General features: G+C 65.4%; 14 protein-coding genes. 6 read left to right on the forward strand and 8 right to left on the reverse strand.

Annotation, left to right across the window (positions count from 1 at the left end; genetic code table 11):
• Nucleotides 1–11 precede the first annotated feature (11 nt).
• The 4 genes from lptF (at nt 12) to ACI48D_RS18895 (ending at nt 5,629) form a co-directional block, all read left to right on the forward strand.
• Nucleotides 12–1,160 (forward strand): LPS export ABC transporter permease LptF, encoded by a 1,149-nt coding sequence (gene lptF, locus ACI48D_RS18880; RefSeq protein ID WP_435572784.1) that lies wholly within the window; start codon nt 12–14, stop codon nt 1,158–1,160.
• On the forward strand, nt 1,157–2,341 hold the full coding sequence (gene lptG / locus ACI48D_RS18885) for an LPS export ABC transporter permease LptG (RefSeq protein ID WP_435572785.1): 1,185 nt from the start codon (nt 1,157–1,159) through the stop codon (nt 2,339–2,341). Before lptF ends, lptG begins: the two co-directional genes overlap by 4 nt.
• 10 nt (nt 2,342–2,351) lie before the next feature.
• The gene (locus tag ACI48D_RS18890; RefSeq protein WP_435572786.1) at nt 2,352–2,744 is read left to right on the forward strand and encodes a sirohydrochlorin chelatase; all 393 of its coding nucleotides are present in this window, start codon (nt 2,352–2,354) and stop codon (nt 2,742–2,744) included.
• 200 nt (nt 2,745–2,944) lie between these two features.
• On the forward strand, nt 2,945–5,629 hold the full coding sequence (locus tag ACI48D_RS18895; RefSeq protein ID WP_435572787.1) for a DUF4214 domain-containing protein: 2,685 nt from the start codon (nt 2,945–2,947) through the stop codon (nt 5,627–5,629).
• A 486-nt stretch (nt 5,630–6,115) separates the two neighbouring features.
• On the opposite strand, the gene cobA is transcribed toward ACI48D_RS18895, so the two are convergent.
• Genes cobA through ACI48D_RS18925 form a run of 6 tightly spaced genes read right to left on the reverse strand, consistent with a single transcriptional unit; the run spans nt 6,116 to nt 12,208 of the window.
• Nucleotides 6,116–6,853, reverse strand: coding sequence for a uroporphyrinogen-III C-methyltransferase (gene cobA / locus ACI48D_RS18900; protein WP_435572788.1), 738 nt, complete (start codon nt 6,851–6,853; stop codon nt 6,116–6,118).
• A 51-nt stretch (nt 6,854–6,904) separates the two neighbouring features.
• Nucleotides 6,905–8,248 carry a sulfate adenylyltransferase subunit 1 gene (locus ACI48D_RS18905; RefSeq protein ID WP_435572789.1) on the reverse strand — a complete coding sequence of 448 codons (1,344 nt, stop codon included), beginning with the start codon at nt 8,246–8,248 and terminating at the stop codon, nt 6,905–6,907.
• Nucleotides 8,248–9,183: a sulfate adenylyltransferase subunit CysD gene (gene cysD, locus ACI48D_RS18910; protein WP_435572790.1), complete on the reverse strand. Its 936-nt coding sequence runs from the start codon at nt 9,181–9,183 to the stop codon at nt 8,248–8,250. Before cysD ends, ACI48D_RS18905 begins: the two co-directional genes overlap by 1 nt.
• A 41-nt stretch (nt 9,184–9,224) precedes the next feature.
• Entirely contained in the window at nt 9,225–9,941 is a 717-nt protein-coding gene (locus tag ACI48D_RS18915) for a phosphoadenylyl-sulfate reductase (RefSeq protein WP_435572791.1), read from the reverse strand.
• 16 nt (nt 9,942–9,957) lie between these two features.
• Nucleotides 9,958–10,524, reverse strand: a complete 567-nt coding sequence (locus tag ACI48D_RS18920; protein ID WP_435572792.1) for a DUF934 domain-containing protein — start codon at nt 10,522–10,524, stop codon at nt 9,958–9,960.
• Nucleotides 10,517–12,208 carry a nitrite/sulfite reductase gene (locus ACI48D_RS18925; RefSeq protein ID WP_435572793.1) on the reverse strand — a complete coding sequence of 564 codons (1,692 nt, stop codon included), beginning with the start codon at nt 12,206–12,208 and terminating at the stop codon, nt 10,517–10,519. Before ACI48D_RS18925 ends, ACI48D_RS18920 begins: the two co-directional genes overlap by 8 nt.
• Nucleotides 12,209–12,389: 181 nt before the next feature.
• Here ACI48D_RS18925 and ACI48D_RS18930 point away from each other — a divergent pair, with 181 nt between their 5' ends.
• Both ACI48D_RS18930 and ACI48D_RS18935 read left to right on the forward strand, forming a co-directional pair.
• Nucleotides 12,390–13,331, forward strand: coding sequence for a CysB family HTH-type transcriptional regulator (locus ACI48D_RS18930; protein ID WP_435572794.1), 942 nt, complete (start codon nt 12,390–12,392; stop codon nt 13,329–13,331).
• Between the two features lie 2 nt (nt 13,332–13,333).
• Nucleotides 13,334–13,849: a hypothetical protein gene (locus ACI48D_RS18935; protein ID WP_435572795.1), complete on the forward strand. Its 516-nt coding sequence runs from the start codon at nt 13,334–13,336 to the stop codon at nt 13,847–13,849.
• Between the two features lie 299 nt (nt 13,850–14,148).
• On the opposite strand, the gene ACI48D_RS18940 is transcribed toward ACI48D_RS18935, so the two are convergent.
• Together ACI48D_RS18940 and ACI48D_RS18945 are read right to left on the reverse strand one after the other, a co-directional pair.
• A complete protein-coding gene (locus ACI48D_RS18940; RefSeq protein ID WP_435572796.1) occupies nt 14,149–15,186 on the reverse strand; it encodes a porin in 1,038 nt (345 codons plus the stop codon).
• A 152-nt stretch (nt 15,187–15,338) separates the two neighbouring features.
• The gene (locus ACI48D_RS18945) at nt 15,339–16,523 is read right to left on the reverse strand and encodes a PAS domain-containing sensor histidine kinase (RefSeq protein ID WP_435572797.1); all 1,185 of its coding nucleotides are present in this window, start codon (nt 16,521–16,523) and stop codon (nt 15,339–15,341) included.
• Nucleotides 16,524–16,569 lie beyond the last annotated feature (46 nt).

Raw genomic sequence — 16,569 nt, forward strand, 5'->3', positions numbered from 1 at the left:
ATAACTATCGAATGATTTTCCGACGCGCCCTACAGCGTGAATTGGCCAGCGTCGCCGGCGCAACCTTCACCGTCCTGTTTTCCATCCTCGTCACCTGGACCTTGATCACCATCCTCGGGAAGGCGGCGGGAGGCAAGGTCGCGTCCAGCGACGTGCTGGCCTTGATCGCTTTTGCGGTGCTGAATTATCTGCCAACTATCCTGATCCTCACCAGCTTTATTTCGGTGCTGGTGGTGGTCACGCGCAGCTACCGCGATTCCGAGATGGTCGTCTGGTTCGCCTCCGGCCAGTCGCTCACGCGCTGGATCGCGCCGGTACTGAGCTTCGGCCTGCCGATCGCGATCGTGGTGGCGGTCATCTCGCTGGTCGGCATACCGTGGGCCCAGCTCAAGAGCAACGAGTTCACCGAGCGCTTCGAAAAGCGCGAAGACCTGCAGCGCGTCGCGCCCGGCCAGTTCCGCGAATCGGCAGCGGCCGATCGCGTGTTCTTCGTCGAAAGCTCGGCTGCGCGTTCGTCGACCGTGGTGCAGAACGTATTCGTCAACACCATCGACAGCGGCGTGAACACCACCGTGGTCGCCAAGGAAGGCCAGATCGAACCGGACGGCAAGGGCGGCCAATACCTGGTGCTGAAAAACGGCCGCCGCTACCAGGGCACGCCCGGCAAGCCGGACTTCCAGTCGATGGAATTCGAGCGCTACCGCATGCGGGTCGGGTCGCAGGCGCCGGTCATGGGCGACCTGAAGGTCGAGGGCTTGTCGACGGCGGCGCTGCTCGCGATGCCCAAGAACCAATATGCGGATGCCGAACTGCAGTACCGCATCACCTGGCCGATCATGTGCGTGGTGCTGATGCTGCTGGCGATCCCGCTCGGCTTCGTGAATCCGCGCGCCGGCGCCTCGGCCAACCTGATCCTGGCGCTGCTGATCTTCTTTACCTACCTGAACCTGACCAAGGCGGCCGAGCAGGCCGTCAAGCAGGCCAAGCTCGGCTTCGGCGCCGCCTGGTGGCCGCTGCACGCGCTGGTGCTGCTGGCCGCGCTGGGCCTGTTCGCCTGGCGCCTGAACATCCACCACCGCTGGCACCCGCTGCTGCTGGCGAACGCCTGGAAGCGCCGCCGCCTCCTGCAAAGCGCCGCCGCCAGGGAGGGCGCGAAATGAAGATCCTGGAGCGCTACTTTTTCGTCAACATCGCTCAGGCGGTGGCCTTCGTGCTGGTCGCCTTCCTGGCCCTGGCCGCCTTCATGGACCTGACCGGCGAGCTGCCCTCGGTAGGCAAGGGCGGCTACATGCTCCAGCACGCGCTGCTCTACGTGCTGATGCTGGTGCCGGGTAATATGTACCGCGTGATGCCGATCGCCGCCCTGATCGGCACCATCTACACGATGGCCCAGTTTGCCCAGAGCTCGGAATTCACGATCATGCGCGCGTCCTCGATGACGACCCGGATGGCGGTCTGGATGCTGTTCAAGATTGGCATCGTGTTCGTCGTCATCACCTTCATCTTCGGCGAACTGATCACGCCGCGCACCGCGCCGCTGGCCGAGCGCCTGCGCCTGTCGGCCAAGGGGGCGACCCTGTCCGCCGAATTCCGCTCCGGAATGTGGACCAAGGACACCATCCACGAGGGCGGCGCGAAAGGCCCGGTCACCGGCTCGCGCTTCTTCAACGCGCGCCAGATCCGCCCGGACGGCCAGCTGGCCGACGTGCGCCTGTACGAGTTCGACAACAACATGCGCATGCGCGCCCTGATCACGGCCGCCAGCGCCGTCTTCGGCGGCGACCATACCTGGCGCCTGCAGAACGTGACCGAGACCCAGTTCACCAACAGCCGGACCCTGCCGGCACCCGGCGCACCGCTGCCGAACGGCCAGACCATCCAGAACAGCTTCGGCCAGGAGACCGCCGCCGTCAGCACGCGCAAGCTGCCGACCCTCGACCTGGAATCGGAGATCACGCCGAAGATCCTGGCGGTGTCGCGCTCGGACCCGGAACGCATGTCGGCCAACGAACTGGCGGTCTATACGCGTCACCTTGCGGAAAATCGCCAGGAGACGGAGCGCTTCAAGATCGCCTTCTGGCGCAAGCTGATCGATCCGCTGTCGATCTTCGTGCTGATGGCGCTGGCGCTGCCGTTCGGCTACCTGCAGGTGCGCAGCGGCGGGGTCAGCTTCAAGATCTTCGTCGGCATCATGATCGGCGTGAGCTTCCTGCTCATTAACAACCTGTTCTCGCACATCGGCATGCTGTCGACCTGGCCGCCATTCATGACGGCGGCCGCGCCCAGCGTGCTGTTCCTGCTGCTCGCGCTCGGCGCCCTGCGCTGGGTCGAGCGGCATTAGGAGATCCATCATGGACCCGCAGTTCGACCAAGCCCTGATCCTGTTCGCGCACGGCGCCCGCGCCGCCTCCTGGGCCGTGCCTTTCCAGCGCCTGCGCGACCTGACCGCGCAACAGCGGCCCGAGGTCGCGGTCTCGCTGGCCTTCCTCGAACTGATGACGCCCAGCCTGCCCGACGAAGTGGCGCTTCTCGCCGCGCGCGGCGTGCGCGCAGTCACCATCGTGCCGATCTTCCTGGGGCAGGGCGGGCACCTGCTGCGCGACCTGCCGCGGCTGGTCGAGGAGCTGCGCGCCGCTCACCCGGGCATCGCGTTCTCGACCGTGCCCGCGGTCGGCGAAGACCCGGGGGTGCTGGCGGCAATGACGGCCTACTGCGTGGCCGCGCTGCCCGGACCATCCCCCTAGTCCGTTCGTTAACTCAGTTGTTTTGTAGGTAACTTTTTATGCCAACTGAGTTGTTTCCAGGATAATACTCTGTTGCTTGCACGCGATATTCCCTCATGGAAAGCAATTTCCTCGTTGCATTTTAACTTGCTGTAGGGAATCATTATCGTCACCGGCCCGCCGCATCGCGCGCGCGGCTCCTCTCGACGATCGATTCCCCCATGACTACCCCCTCGACCACCATCTACGTCCGCCCGACCTGGGGCAGCAGCACCTGGACTTATGCCGGCACCAGCATACCGTCGGGCGCTTCGTCGTCCGCGGTGACGGCGGTCGCCTTCGACGTATCCAGCGCCGCCGGCCAGCAGCTCGCGCGCGGCCAGCTGCAGTACAGCTACGACAACGGCAACACCTGGAACGTCTATAACGTGCCGGTCGACGGACAGGGCGCCTATGTCCAGGCGACGGGCACGCTGTGGCGCTTCCTCGACCGCAGCGCCGACACGTCGACGCCGAACGTCTTCAGCGCCCATTACCAGCTGGCGAACGGCAGCGTGGTCTCGCAGGACAATACGGTCATCGTCGACAACCCGCCGGCCGGTCTGACCGGCGAGAACGACGCCATGTTCTCGACCCTGCAGGCGGGCGCCGTGGTCGACCTGCTGTCCTCGGTGGACAGCGGCGCGATGACCGGCGGGCGCTGGGTGATCGACAGCCAGTCGCAGCCCGGCCTGTTCTCGATCGCCTACGATCCGGCGAGCGACACCAGTGCGCGCCTGGTGGTCGGCGACGCCGGCAAGATGCCGCCGCTCGGCCTGTCGGCGGCGGTGACGGTCCACTACTACGACCGCTACCAGCTCGATACCGACGGCAAGCCGATCGCCGGCGAGGGCGTCACCCGCACCCTGTCGTACACGGTGCAAGACGGTGTCACGCACGACCTGCCGGGCTTCGGCAACGACCTGAAACTCGGCGCGGCCAGCAACGCCTGGGCCGCGAATCCGGCGCTGGCGACCCTGTCGAACGGCGGCTTCGTCGCCGTCTGGCAGGGCAGCGATACCATCGCGGGCGGCGCCGGCGCAGGCCTGTGGGCCCAGTTGCGCGATGCCGCCGGCGGCGCCAGCGGCGCGGCCTTTGCGTTGACTCCGAACGGCGACGCCCGGATCGAAGGCGAGCCGGCTGTCGCCGCGCTGGCGGGCGGCCGCTTCGTGGTCGCGTATTCCCTCGTCGATACGCTGAGCGGTGGCAGCGCCACGCGCATCGCCTACCGGGTGGTCGAAGCGGACGGCAGCGCCGGGACCGAGCACGTGCTCGACGGCGGTACCGGTGGCGATGCCGCCATGCCCACCGTCGCTACCCTGGCCGACGGTTCGTTCGCGATCGGCTGGCGCAGCGGCGGCAGCGTCCACGTGCAGCAGGCGGCGGCCGCCGACGGCGCCCTGCTCGGTTCGCAGAAGGTCTACGCTGCGCTGGCCTCGGCCTTCAGCCCGAGCATCGCCGCGCTGAAAGGCGCTGGCTACGTGGTGTCATGGGGCGAGATCAACGACGGCAACGTCTATGCCGCCACCAGCGCCGCGGGCCAGCCCTTCGTCGTCAACGGCGACGGTTACGCGGCCAGCCAGGCGACCGCGGCGCCGCTGCCGCACGTCACCACGCTCGCGAACGGCAACTTCGTCATCGCCTGGGACAGCTATGTGAATGCGCCGCTTGGCTTCTCGATGTCCGACATTTTCTTCCAGGTGTACGACAGCGCCGGCCACGCGCTCGGCGGCCCGGTGCAGGCCAACCTGGATTCCGGAGGCGGGCATTACGACGCCGCGGTGACGGCGCTGTCCGACGGCGGTTTCGTGCTCGCCTGGCAGTCGCAGACCGGCGACTACGACGGCAACGGCATCTTCGGCCGCCGCTTCGGTGCCGACGGCAGTGCGGTCGATGCGCAGGAATTCGAGATCAACCAGATGCGCGCCGGCGACCAGACCGGCCCCGACGTGCTTGCCTTGGCCAACGGCGGCTTCGCCACGGCCTGGGTCGACAGCCAGGCGGGCGGCGTGTCGGTGGAGGCGCGGGTGTTCACGGCGGCAGGCGCCGCGACCGGCCCGGTCCAGGGCGGCATGCAGGGATCGAGCGCCGGCAGCAGCGTCGGCGAGCCGGCGCCTGTCGTGGCAACTCCAGTAGTGACAACGCCAGTAGTGACAACTCCAGTAGTGACAACTCCAGTAGCGACGGCGCCCATAGTGAGCACCCCCGTGGTGAGCACGCCCGTGGTGACGCCGCCGGTCGTGACCGCGCCCGCCGCGCCGGTCGTGACCGCCCCGCCGGTGGCGACCAGCCCGGGCGCGCCATTGCCGCCCCAGGTGGTCGGTACGGCCGGCCTGGACAAGGTAGTCTTCGGCAACCAGCGCGCCTTTTACTCGCTATCGAACGACGGTAGCAACATGTCGGTGTATGACTTCCTGAACGGCAGCACGACCAAGCTGTCCAGCGTCGAGCGGCTCCAGTTCAGCGACCAGAACGTGGCGCTGGACATTAACGGCAACGCCGGCGAAGCCTATCGCCTGTACCAGGCCGCGTTCAACCGTGCGCCGGACAAGGCCGGCCTCGGCTACTGGATCGATTCGCTGGACGGTGGCCACGGCCTGAAGGCGGTGGCGGACGGCTTCATTCACAGTGCGGAGTTCGCCAGCCTGTACGGCAGCAATCCTGGCGACGCCCAATATGTGCAGGCGCTGTACCAGAACGTGCTGCACCGCGCGCCGGATGCCGCGGGCTACGACTTCTGGCTGCACGCCCTGGCGATCGCGCCGCGTGCGGAAGTGCTGGTGAATTTCAGCGAAAGCGCGGAAAACCAGGCGCAGGTGATCGGCGCTATCCAGAACGGCATCGGCTACACGCCCTGGCACGGCTAAAAACTCCCATGGCGGCGTTGCATCCGGCTCGCCGTACTAGACATCATGTATTGACCATGGAGGGAAAAGGCAAGTTGAAGGTGCAGACCTGCACGGCCTTAGCACGCGAGCTGGCAGGTTTTATCTGGGCCATCGGACAAACCATGCCGCAAGCGGCGGCCAAGGCATAAACGGAGCCAACCATGAATCAGCAGCGTGTCGGTAGCAGAATGGGCAACGGTGGGAGAACCCTCGGTTGCGCTATGAGGCGCCCAGAATGGGATGACCCTCCACACTAGAGCGAGGCAGCTCCCCGACGAATCGGTTGTCATGCGGTAGCCAACCCGCGCATATCAGACTGATCAACCGTCGGCATGCCGCCCGTTCTGCTACCAACCCGCTGCAAAAGCCAAAATCTCTTGTCGCAGTCGTTGACAAGGTCAATACATATCAGCGTACTGTCTTCGCCGATGCGTCGGGTGGCCGCATCCCTTGCCCTGGGAGTTTTTAGTCGGGCGCCTGGTGGGCGCGGCGCTGCAGGGCTTCGCCGATCATCACCAGCACCGGGCCGTTGGCCGTGTCGAGCCCGTGCGCCAGGCCGGACAGCGTCAGGCGCAGGATGCGCTGGTCGGGACGGCTGCAGTTTTCGATCACGACCACCGGCAGTTCGGGCCGGCGCCCCAGCGCCAGCAGGCGCTCGGCGGTGGCGGCGGCTTCGCGCCCGCCCATGTACTGCACCATGGTGTCGGTTGCCGGCAGGGCAGCCGGTCCGGCGCTCCGGTGCTCCGGCTCATCCGGGGCGGTACTGGACGTGAAGAAGGCCACGCTGCGTGCCACGCCGCGCTTGGTAAGCGGCTGCCTGGTTGCGGCGGCGGCGGCCACCGCGGTGGTGATGCCGGGGACGATGTCGACCTCGATGCCGGCTTCCTCGAGGGCGCGCAATTCCTCGTCGGCGCGCCCGAACAGCATCGGGTCGCCGCCCTTCAGGCGCACCACGGTCTCGAAGCGCTGGGCGCATTCGACCAGCTGCTGGTTGATGATGGCTTGCGCGGTGGAGCGCTGGCCGGAGCGCTTGCCGACCGAGATCTTCTCGGCCCGCTCGCACAGCGCCAGCATCTCGGGGGTAACGAGGGCGTCGTACAGCACGACGTCGGCCTGCGCCAGCAGGCGCGCGCCGCGCACGGTGATGAGGTCAGCGGCGCCGGGACCGGCTCCGATCAGATAAACTTTTCCCACCACAGGCATAGATTCCTTTTACGTACGTCGTTCCCGCCTTCGCGGGGACGACGAGTCAATTTACTCGCTCAAGCGGATCATACCCGCAGCAACGGTCTGATGGGTCACTTCATCGATCAGGATGAAGGCGCCGGTGGCGCGGATGTCCTCGTAGGCGTCGGCCGCCAGCGGCTGCTGCACGGCCAGTTCGATGCGGGCGATGTCGTTCAGCTTCAGGCCGGCGGTCGGGCTTTCGGCCGGTTTGCGCTGCTGCGTGTTCACGTCGAGGACGCTTTCAACCGCCTTCACCTTGGCCATGGTCTGGCGGGTGCCGTGCTTGATCCAGTACTTGCGGCGCACGTCCAGCGGCTCGTCGGCCATCCAGCAGACGTCGGCCTTGACCTGCTTGAGCAGGGTGGCCGGCTTATCAAAGCCCGCCAGCACGTCGCCGCGCGAGATGTCCACGTATTCGTTCAGCAGCAGCGTGATCGACTGGCCGGCCACCGCGCTTTGCAGGGAGCCGTCGAAGGTCTGGATTTCCTTGACGGTCGCCTCGACGCCGGACGGCTGCACCACCAGCTTGTCGCCGACCGACACCTTGCCCGACTCGATGCGGCCCATGTAGCCGCGGAAGTCATTGGCCTCGTGGCCGTTGTGGCGCGCCACCAGCTGCACCGGGAAGCGGAACGGGGCGTGGTGGGCTTCGTCGTAGACGCTGATCGATTCCAGCAGCTCGATCAGGGTCGGGCCTTCGTACCACGCCATGTTGTCGGTCTTCTCGACGACGTTGTCGCCGGCCAGGGCCGACAGCGGGATCGCGGTGATGTCCTTCAGCCCGAGGCTGTTGGCGAATTCGGTGTAGGCGCCGACGATGCGCTCGTAGACGGCGCGGTCGTAGTTCACCAGGTCCATCTTGTTGACGGCCACGATCACGTGCTCGATCTGCAGCAGCTTGGCGATGGTCGAGTGGCGCTTGGTCTGGGTCAGCAGCTCCACCGTGCCGTCGTCGTTCAGCTTCACCTTCGAGACGTCGACCAGGATGATGACGGCGTCCGCGGTCGAGGCGCCGGTCACCATGTTGCGGGTGTACTGCTCGTGGCCGGGCGTGTCCGCGATGATGAACTTGCGCTTGGGCGTGGCGAAGTAGCGGTAGGCGACGTCGATCGTGATGCCCTGTTCGCGCTCGGCTTCCAGGCCGTCGGTGAGCAGCGACAGGTCGATCGTGTCGCCCACGGTGCGCTTGTGCTTCGAGCGCGACACGGCGGCCAATTGGTCGGCGAAGATGCCCTTGCTGTCGAACAGGAGCCTGCCGATCAGGGTGCTCTTGCCATCGTCGACGGAGCCGGCGGTGATGAAGCGCAGCAGGCTGGCCTGGCCGGACTGGTCGGCCTCGTGATTCAGTTCGGGTGTAGACACGGCGTTCATCAGAAATATCCTTGTTTCTTGCGTTTTTCCATCGACGCTTCCGAGGTCTGGTCGTCCATGCGGGTCGCGCCGCGCTCGGTGATCTGGGTGATCGCGGTTTCGGCGATGATGTCGTCGGGGGTCGAGGCGGTCGAGGCCACCGGGCAGGTGCAGGAGATGTCGCCGACGGTACGGAAGCGCACGGTACGGGTCTCGACCTGCTCGCCTTCGCGGGCCGGGGTCAGCGGAGTCAGCGGCACCAGCAGGCCGTTACGCGGGATCACCTGGCGCTCGTGCGCATAGTAGATCGGGGGCAGGGCCAGCTTTTCGCGGGCGATGTACTGCCAGACGTCGAGCTCGGTCCAGTTCGAGATCGGGAACACGCGCATGTTCTCGCCCGGATGGACGCGGGTGTTATACAGGTCCCACAGCTCGGGGCGCTGGGCCTTCGGGTCCCATTGGCCGAATTCGTCGCGGAAGGAGAAGATGCGCTCCTTGGCGCGCGCCTTTTCCTCGTCGCGGCGGGCGCCGCCGATGCAGGCGTCGAAGCCGTGCTCGGCGATGGTCTCCAGCAGCGTGACCGCCTGGGCCGAGTTGCGTGAGTCGGTTTGCGGATTGCGCAGGCGCACCGTGCCCTTGCGGATCGATTCCTCGACCGAGCCCACGATCAGGCGCTCGCCCAGCTCGGCAACGCGGGCGTCGCGGAAGGCGATCACCTCGTCGAAGTTGTGGCCGGTGTCGATGTGCACCAGCGGGAAGGGGAATTTACCCGGGCGGAAGGCCTTTTCGGCCAGGCGCAGCAGCACCACGGAATCCTTGCCGCCGGAGAACAGCAAGGCGGGATTCGCGCACTCGGCCGCCACCTCGCGCAGGATGTGGATCGCTTCCGATTCGAGGGCGTCGAGGTGGCGCGCATTCACGTCGCCGAGTACGGGGGTATCACTAAAAGTCGTCATGATGGCTGTGCCTGTCAATGTCTTGTGTTCGTCCGGGCCGCTCAGGCGGCCACGGATTTGATGCGGATGAGTTTGCCGTCGACCAGGTGCAGGCCGCACTCCTTGGACTCGGGATTTTCCCACCACCAGCGGCCGGCGCGGATGTCTTCGCCCGGCTGGATGGCGCGGGTGCAGGGTTCGCAGCCGATCGACGGGTAGCCGCGCTCGTGCAGGCTGTTGTAGGGCACGCCGTTGGCGCGGATATATTCCCACACATCCTGCTCGGACCAGTCGGCCAGCGGGTTGAACTTGGCCATGCCGTGGGACGCGTCGTCTTCCTGCACGGCCAGCTCGGCGCGGGTGGTCGACTGGGCGCGGCGCTGGCCGGTGATCCAGGCCTTCTTGCCCGCCAGGGCACGCCCGAGCGGCTCGACCTTGCGGACGTAGCAGCAGCCCTTGCGCATCTCGACGCTGTCGTAGAAGGCGTTCAGGCCGTTCTTGCTCACGTAGTCCTCGACCAGCTCCGGCTGCGGCCGGAAGAGGGCGATCTCGACGCCGTAGTGGGCCGTGACCTTGTCCAGCACTTCCAGGGTTTCCTTGTGCAGGCGGCCGGTTTCCAGCGAAAAGATGCCGATCGGCAGGGCGGCCTTCAGGATCAGGTCGGTCAGGACCATGTCCTCGGCCGCCAGGCTCGAGGCGAACACGGCCGGCGAAAAATCGCGTGCGATGCGTTCCAGGATGCCTCGGGTTTCTTCTATCCGTACGTGCAGGTCGCTCATGTCAGTCCTTCAATCCTCAGATGCCGGCGCCGACGTCGCTGTGCTCCAGCGGCACGTCGCGCTGGTGGCGGCGGAACAGCGGCAGCGGCTGGTCGACCGATGCCTGGTAGGTTTCGGAGAAGACGGTCAGGCCCTTCAGCGCATCGACGACCGAGCGGTCCTGGCGCGTCGCATAGGCGTCGAAGCCGCAGCGATACATCTGGAACAGCTGGTCGCGCAGCACGTCGCCGATTGCGCGCAGTTCGCCGGTGTAGCCAAGGCGCTTGCGCAGGTTGAAGGCGATCGAATAGCCCCGGCCGTCGCTGAACTTCGGGAAGTCGACCGCGATGACGCTGAATGTATCCAGGTCGTCGCGGGCAGCCTGGGCCTGCTCGTCGGAGGCGAACCAGAGGCCGATCTCTCCGGCGCGTTTGATCAACTCCTCGCGCCGGGCCTGCCAAACCTTGAGCGGCACGATGACTTTGCCGGCCGGGACCTCGATGGTCTCGGGCGTTTCGCCCTCGTCGAGGCGCAGGACGGTCCAGTCGTCGGCCACGACTTCGCGGCCCTTGATGATCTGTTCGTGGTGCTGCAGCTTAGGCATATTCATCTTCTCCGACGGCCAGTTCGCCCGCCGGAATCGGCGTGGCATACACATTTTCCTTGAACGGCGCGACACCGAGGCGCTGGACGACGTCGACGAAGCGCTCGCCCTCGACGCGCTCGCGCAGGTAGACGTCGAGCAGGCGCTGCACCACTTCCGGCATCTGCGAGGCCGAGAACGAGGGACCGATGATCTTGCCGATCGCCGACTGGTTGCCCTGGGCGCCGCCGACCGACACCTGGTACCACTCGGACCCGTCCTTGTCCACGCCCAGCACGCCGATGTGGCCGACGTGGTGATGGCCGCAGGCGTTGATGCAGCCCGAGATGTTCAGTTCGATGTCGCCGATGTCGTGCTGGAAATCGATGTCGTCGAAGCGCTGGGCGATGGCGGCCGCGATCGGGATCGACTTCGCATTCGCCAGCGAGCAGTAGTCGCCGCCCGGGCAGGAGATGATGTCCGTCAGCAGGCCGATGTTCGGCGTCGCCAGGCCCTTGGCCTTGGCTTGCTGCCAGATCTCGAACAGCTTCGACTGCTCGACGTCGGCCAGCACCAGGTTCTGCTCATGGGTCACGCGCAGTTCGCCGAAGCTGTACTTGTCGGCCAGGTCGGCCACGAAATCCATCTGCTCGGCGGTGGCGTCGCCCGGTGGCACACCGGTCTTTTTCAGCGACAGCACGACCGAGGCATAGCCCGCCATCTTGTGCGGCTTGACGTTGCGCAGCAGCCAGTTGGAGAAGGCCTTGTCGCCTTCGTGGCCGGCGCGCGGGTCGATCGATTCGAGCGCGGCATACGGCGGCGCCATGAAGTACGCGGCGACGCGGTCCAGCTCGTCGCGGGTCAGGGTTTCCGGACCGTCCTTCAGGTCGGCGAATTCCTGCTCGACCATGCGCGCGAACTCTTCAGCGCCGATGGCCTTCACCAGGATCTTGATACGGGCCTTGTACTTGTTGTCGCGGCGGCCGAACTGGTTGTACACGCGCATGACCGCTTGCGTATAGGTCAGCAGATGCTGCCATGGCACGAATTCGTTGATCGTGCTGCCCAGGATCGGGGTACGGCCGAGGCCGCCGCCGACCATGAACTTGAAGCCGACTTCGCCGGCGTCGTTGCGCACCGCGGTCAGGCCGATGTCATGCACGGCGATCGCGGCGCGGTCCTGGACTGCGCCGTTGACGGCGATCTTGAACTTGCGCGGCAGGGCGATGAATTCGGGGTGGAAAGTGCTCCACTGGCGGATGATCTCGCAGAACGGACGCGGATCGATGATCTCGTCCGCGGCCACGCCGGCGAACTGGTCGGTCGTGGTATTGCGGATGCAGTTGCCCGAGGTCTGGATCGCGTGCATTTCCACCGAGGCCAGGTCGGTCAGGATGTCGGGGGTCTGCTCCAGCTCGATCCAGTTGAACTGGATGTTCTGGCGCGTCGTGAAGTGGCCGTAGCCGCGGTCGTAGGTGCGGGCGATATGCGCGAACATGCGCAGCTGCTTGGTGGAAAGCAGGCCGTAGGGCACGGCGATGCGCAGCATGTAGGCATGGCGCTGCATGTACAGGCCGTTCTGCAGGCGCAGCGGCAGGAATTCTTCCTCGGTCAGCTCGTCGTTGAGGCGGCGCTTCACCTGGTCGCGGTACTGGGCGATGCGCTCACGTACGATGAGATGGTCGTATTGGTCGTAACGGTACATGTTCAGGATCCTGGAATGGGCCATCCGCGCCGGGTGCGCGGACAGGCCCGGTAGACTATGCGGAATCTTAATAAAATGGCGCCTTATTCCAAACTACTGAGAATTTATTTGCTTATATGAGCCTGCGGCATAAGCATGCTTGTAAAATGTGAATAAGGCTTCTATCAATACAAAAAGGGCAATGAACCTACATCAATTACGCTTTGTCCGCGAAGCGGTCCGCCAGAACTTCAACCTGACCGACGCCGCCAAGGCCCTGTTCACGTCTCAGCCCGGGGTCTCCAAGGCCATCATCGAGCTCGAGGAAGAGCTCGGGGTCGACATTTTCACCCGCCATGGCAAGCGCATTCGGGGCTTGACCGAGCCGGGCCGGCTGGTGCTGGAATCCGTCGAGCTGATCATGCAGGAGATCGACAGCCTCAAGCGGATTGGCAAGGAATACGCGGCCCAGGACAGCGGCAGCTTCACCATCGCCACCACCCACACCCAGGCCCGCTACATGCTGCCGAAGGTGGTACAGGCTTTCATGGTGAAATATCCGAAGGTGCGGCTGTCGCTGCTGCAGGGCAATCCGCGCCAGATCGCCGAGATGGTCAAGAACGACCAGGCCGACCTGGCCATCGCCACCGAGTCGATCGCCGCCGTCGACGGCCTGATCACGCTGCCGTGCTACCAGTGGGAACACGTGCTGGTGGTGCCGCACGAGCATCCCTTGACGCGCTCGAAGGCGATTTCGCTGGAAGAGATCGCGGGCTACCCGCTGATCACGTATGATGCCGCCTTCGCCGGCCGCAGCAAGATCGACCATGCTTTCGACCTGCGCAACCTGAAGCCCGACGTGCTGCTGGAAGCGATCGATGCCGACGTCATCAAGACCTATGTCGAGCTGGGCATGGGCGTGGGCATCATCGCCGGCATGGCCTTCGACCCGGAGCGCGACCGCAACCTGCGTGCGATCCCGGTCGGCCAGCTGTTCGGGATGAACGTTTCGCGCGTGGCGGTCAAGCAGGGCGCTTATTTGCGCAGCTATATTTATACCTTCATCGAGCTGCTCGCGCCGACGCTCAACCGCAAGATGGTCGAGTCGGCGATGCGCGGGACGGCCGACAATTACGAGCTGTAAACATGGATCACGACGATTACGAAGATCACGAAGACTATGACGACGATGCCGACGGCATGTCGGAGCGCGAGATGGACCTGGAAGACGTGCGCGAGCAGGTGGCGCAGCTGACCGAAGGCCACACCGTGCTGGAACTGAACGGCGAGGACGGCACGGTGCCGGACGTGCCCGAAGGCGAAGGCGTCTACGACGCGGTGGTCGCCGAATTCTGCTGGTCGCGCCTGAAGCGTGACGAACAGGACGGCTTCCTGGCGAAGCTGCGCAAGGCGGCGGGCAAGGACGCGCTGCTGGTGCTGCTGGACGACGTGTATGTCGAAGGGACCAGCGAACCGGTGGCGCGCACGGATGCGCAGGGCAATACCTACGAGATGGTGAGCGCGCCGGACGGCACGCGGGTCGAACGTTTGATGAGCTATCCGACCGACAGCGCGCTGCGCAAGCGCCTGGCGAATGCGGCGAAAGAGATCAGGGTCGCGCGCTGGGAGTATTTCTGGGTGCTGACCTGCCGGTTAAAATAAAACGCGGCACGTAAAAAGCTAGGAAGGCAAATCGGCCCACACGCAGCATTACGTCCAGAGCAGACGTGACGAAAACGCTCGCACGCAGGGTCTTCGCAGCGACGCATCTGCATCCTCGAGGAATTGGTCACGTGTGTTCGATCACCGCTTCCGGACGGGCTGTTCGTCGACTCATGGTCGATACCTCCCTCATCCATTTTTAGACAGAAAAATGGCGTTGAGCGAGTTCTACCATCCTAGAAAAAAAACGCGGCGCAGGGATCGCTCCCTGCGCCGCGTTCGTTTTTAGCAGGCCTTGCTTAGAAGCTGTGGCGCATGCCCAGCGAGAGCACGCTCGGATCCTTGCCTGCGGAAGCCGCGGCCACGGTCGGGGTCGACGCGGTCAGGCCGAAGGCGGCGGTGTCGTTGTTGTTCAGGCCGGCATAGGTGGCGTACAAGTTGGTGCGCTTGGACAGCGTGTAGGTGTAGGCCAGGGCCCAGCTGTTACCCTTGGCATTGCCCTGTTTCTGCTGCTGGAAGTTGGCATACACGCGGTGCGCGCCGAAGGGCATCGAGCCGCCCAGGTTGGCCTGCTTGTACTTGACCAAGCCTGCGCGGTCGGCCTGCATCCAGTTGGCCTTGATCTCGAAGCCGCCCAACTGGTCGAACTTGTAGCTGCCGCCGACCGCCGATTCCTTGTCGTCGTCGGTAGCCAGGCGCTTGACCCGATGGTAGGCGGCGCCCAGGTACAGGTTGTCCAGCGTGTACTCGACGCCGACGCCTTTCAGGTCGCCCGACGGCACGTTCGGGTTGGTCGCGGTCTGCGCTTCGCCGGCGGCATAAGCGGCCAGCAGCTTGAAGCCGGCGAACACCGGGCTCTTATAGCTGACCGAATTGCTCATGCGGCGGGTCAGGCGGTTGCTGGTGAAGGCCGACAGGTTGGAGCCGTAGAAGCCCTGGCCGAAGGCGTCGCTGGCGCCGGCCACCGAAGCGATCGGCGAATACTCGCGGCCCAGGGTCACGCTACCAAAGGCGCCTTCCAGTCCGACCACGGCGCGGCGCTGGAACAGGGCGGACGTGGTCCCGCTCATGTCACTGGTGCCGGTGTCGATCGACGTGCCGGCTTCCAGGTTGAAGATGGCCTTCAGGCCATTGCCCAGGTCTTCAGTGCCACGGAAACCAAAGCGGCTGCTCGATTGGTTGCCCGACTGGATGCCGGTTTGACGGCCTTCCGGGCCACCGCTGTCTTGCGAGACGATGCCCGCATCAAGGACGCCGTACAGTTGCACATTGGTCTGGGCGGCGGCGAACAGCGGGGCGGCGGCGATCAGGGCGAGGGCCAGGCGTTTGAGTTGCATTCAGGTTTCTCCAATAAGGTATATGCGAATCGAGAGTGTCCGCTCGTCCAGGCTTCGACTCTTGATGGCTTGGCATCTTATCGGGGGGATATTTCATTCTTATGACAACAGTGAAGTGTTGTTAATCCGCAACAGTTGGCATTGCACAGGCCTTATACCAGATGCCCATGCACCGGCAGCACGATGTCGATCCGGGTCCCGGGCGGTTCGTCGGCGCTGACGCTGATCTCGCCGTTCATGGCCCAGACCCGCTCGCGCATGCCGATCAGGCCCAGGGACTCGGCCTTTTCCATGTCTTCGGGGCGGATGCCGCGGCCGTCGTCGCGGATGGTGACCAGCAGCTCGCTGTTCGAGCGGAACAGGTTCATGGTGACGCTGCTGGCCTGGGCATGGCGCGCGATGTTGGTCAGCGCCTCCTGCACGATGCGGAAGATCGCCGTACTGGCGGCATCGTCCAGGCGCAGCTCGGCCTCGTCGGCCAGCAGGGTGCAGGGGATGCCGTAGCGCTCGACGAAGTCGTCGCGCAGGCCTTTGAGGGCGAAGTAAAGGCCGCCCTCGTCGAGGGCGCGTGGGCGCAGGTTGGTGGCGATGCGGCGCAGCGAGGTGATCGCCGTCAGCAGGTTCTGCTCCATGCCGCGCATCAGGTGCAGGCTGTCGTCCGGCGTGCTGTCGGCCTGCTGCAGCAGGGCCAGATCCATGCGCAGCGAGGCCAGGATCTGCCCGAGGTCGTCGTGCAGCTCGCGCGCGATGTGGGTGCGCTCTTCCTCGCGGATGGTCTGCAGGGCGGCCGACAGCTGGCGCAGCTGGTCGTGCGAACGGGTCAGCTTTTCCTGCACCCGCGTGCGCTCGGAGACGTCGCGCATGATCACGGTGTAGTAGGGCGTGCCTTCGTTGGCGCGTGAGAGCGAGCCTTCGATCGGAAAGCGCTGGCCGTCGGCGCGCAGGCCGGTCACGGCGTAGTCGGTGGCGCGGCGGCCGGCGCGGCCGCTGCCGGCGCGGAACACGTCGAGCGCTTCGTCGGCATCGGTCTCGGCATCCACACCGGTATCCGCATTGCCATCCGTAACGGCAGGCTCGATGTAGCGCGTCAGCGGGCTGCCGACCATTTCCTCCACGGTGGTGCCGAACAGGGCGGCAGCGGCGGGGTTGGCCATGACGATGCGGTAGCTGCCGTCGGTGGAAACGATGGCGTCGTTGGCGTCGTGGACGATCTGGCGGCTGGCCGGCACGGTATCGGACTCTCCGGATGACTGGCGGCCCAGCCGACGGCCCGCGGCGAACCCGACCAGGAAGCAGGTCACGGTCCATGCGGTCGAGCGAAGGCGCTGTCGTTTCATGGATGCTTATGGAAAACGACCCGCTATGCGGGCCCGGCATCAACCT

The organism is Massilia sp. LXY-6 (assembly GCF_051233485.1).
Taxonomy (GTDB): domain Bacteria; phylum Pseudomonadota; class Gammaproteobacteria; order Burkholderiales; family Burkholderiaceae_D; genus Telluria.

Coding starts and splice junctions, on each gene's coding strand:
- ACI48D_RS18920 (WP_435572792.1), bottom strand. CDS start 10,524: ATGCCTAAGCTGCAGCACCACGAACAGATCATCAAGGGCCGCGAAGTC.
- ACI48D_RS18895 (WP_435572787.1), top strand. CDS start 2,945: ATGACTACCCCCTCGACCACCATCTACGTCCGCCCGACCTGGGGCAGC.
- ACI48D_RS18905 (WP_435572789.1), bottom strand. CDS start 8,248: ATGAACGCCGTGTCTACACCCGAACTGAATCACGAGGCCGACCAGTCC.
- ACI48D_RS18890 (WP_435572786.1), top strand. CDS start 2,352: ATGGACCCGCAGTTCGACCAAGCCCTGATCCTGTTCGCGCACGGCGCC.
- ACI48D_RS18935 (WP_435572795.1), top strand. CDS start 13,334: ATGGATCACGACGATTACGAAGATCACGAAGACTATGACGACGATGCC.
- ACI48D_RS18930 (WP_435572794.1), top strand. CDS start 12,390: ATGAACCTACATCAATTACGCTTTGTCCGCGAAGCGGTCCGCCAGAAC.
- ACI48D_RS18925 (WP_435572793.1), bottom strand. CDS start 12,208: ATGTACCGTTACGACCAATACGACCATCTCATCGTACGTGAGCGCATC.
- ACI48D_RS18915 (WP_435572791.1), bottom strand. CDS start 9,941: ATGAGCGACCTGCACGTACGGATAGAAGAAACCCGAGGCATCCTGGAA.
- ACI48D_RS18940 (WP_435572796.1), bottom strand. CDS start 15,186: ATGCAACTCAAACGCCTGGCCCTCGCCCTGATCGCCGCCGCCCCGCTG.
- cysD (WP_435572790.1), bottom strand. CDS start 9,183: ATGACGACTTTTAGTGATACCCCCGTACTCGGCGACGTGAATGCGCGC.
- lptF (WP_435572784.1), top strand. CDS start 12: ATGATTTTCCGACGCGCCCTACAGCGTGAATTGGCCAGCGTCGCCGGC.
- lptG (WP_435572785.1), top strand. CDS start 1,157: ATGAAGATCCTGGAGCGCTACTTTTTCGTCAACATCGCTCAGGCGGTG.
- ACI48D_RS18945 (WP_435572797.1), bottom strand. CDS start 16,523: ATGAAACGACAGCGCCTTCGCTCGACCGCATGGACCGTGACCTGCTTC.
- cobA (WP_435572788.1), bottom strand. CDS start 6,853: ATGCCTGTGGTGGGAAAAGTTTATCTGATCGGAGCCGGTCCCGGCGCC.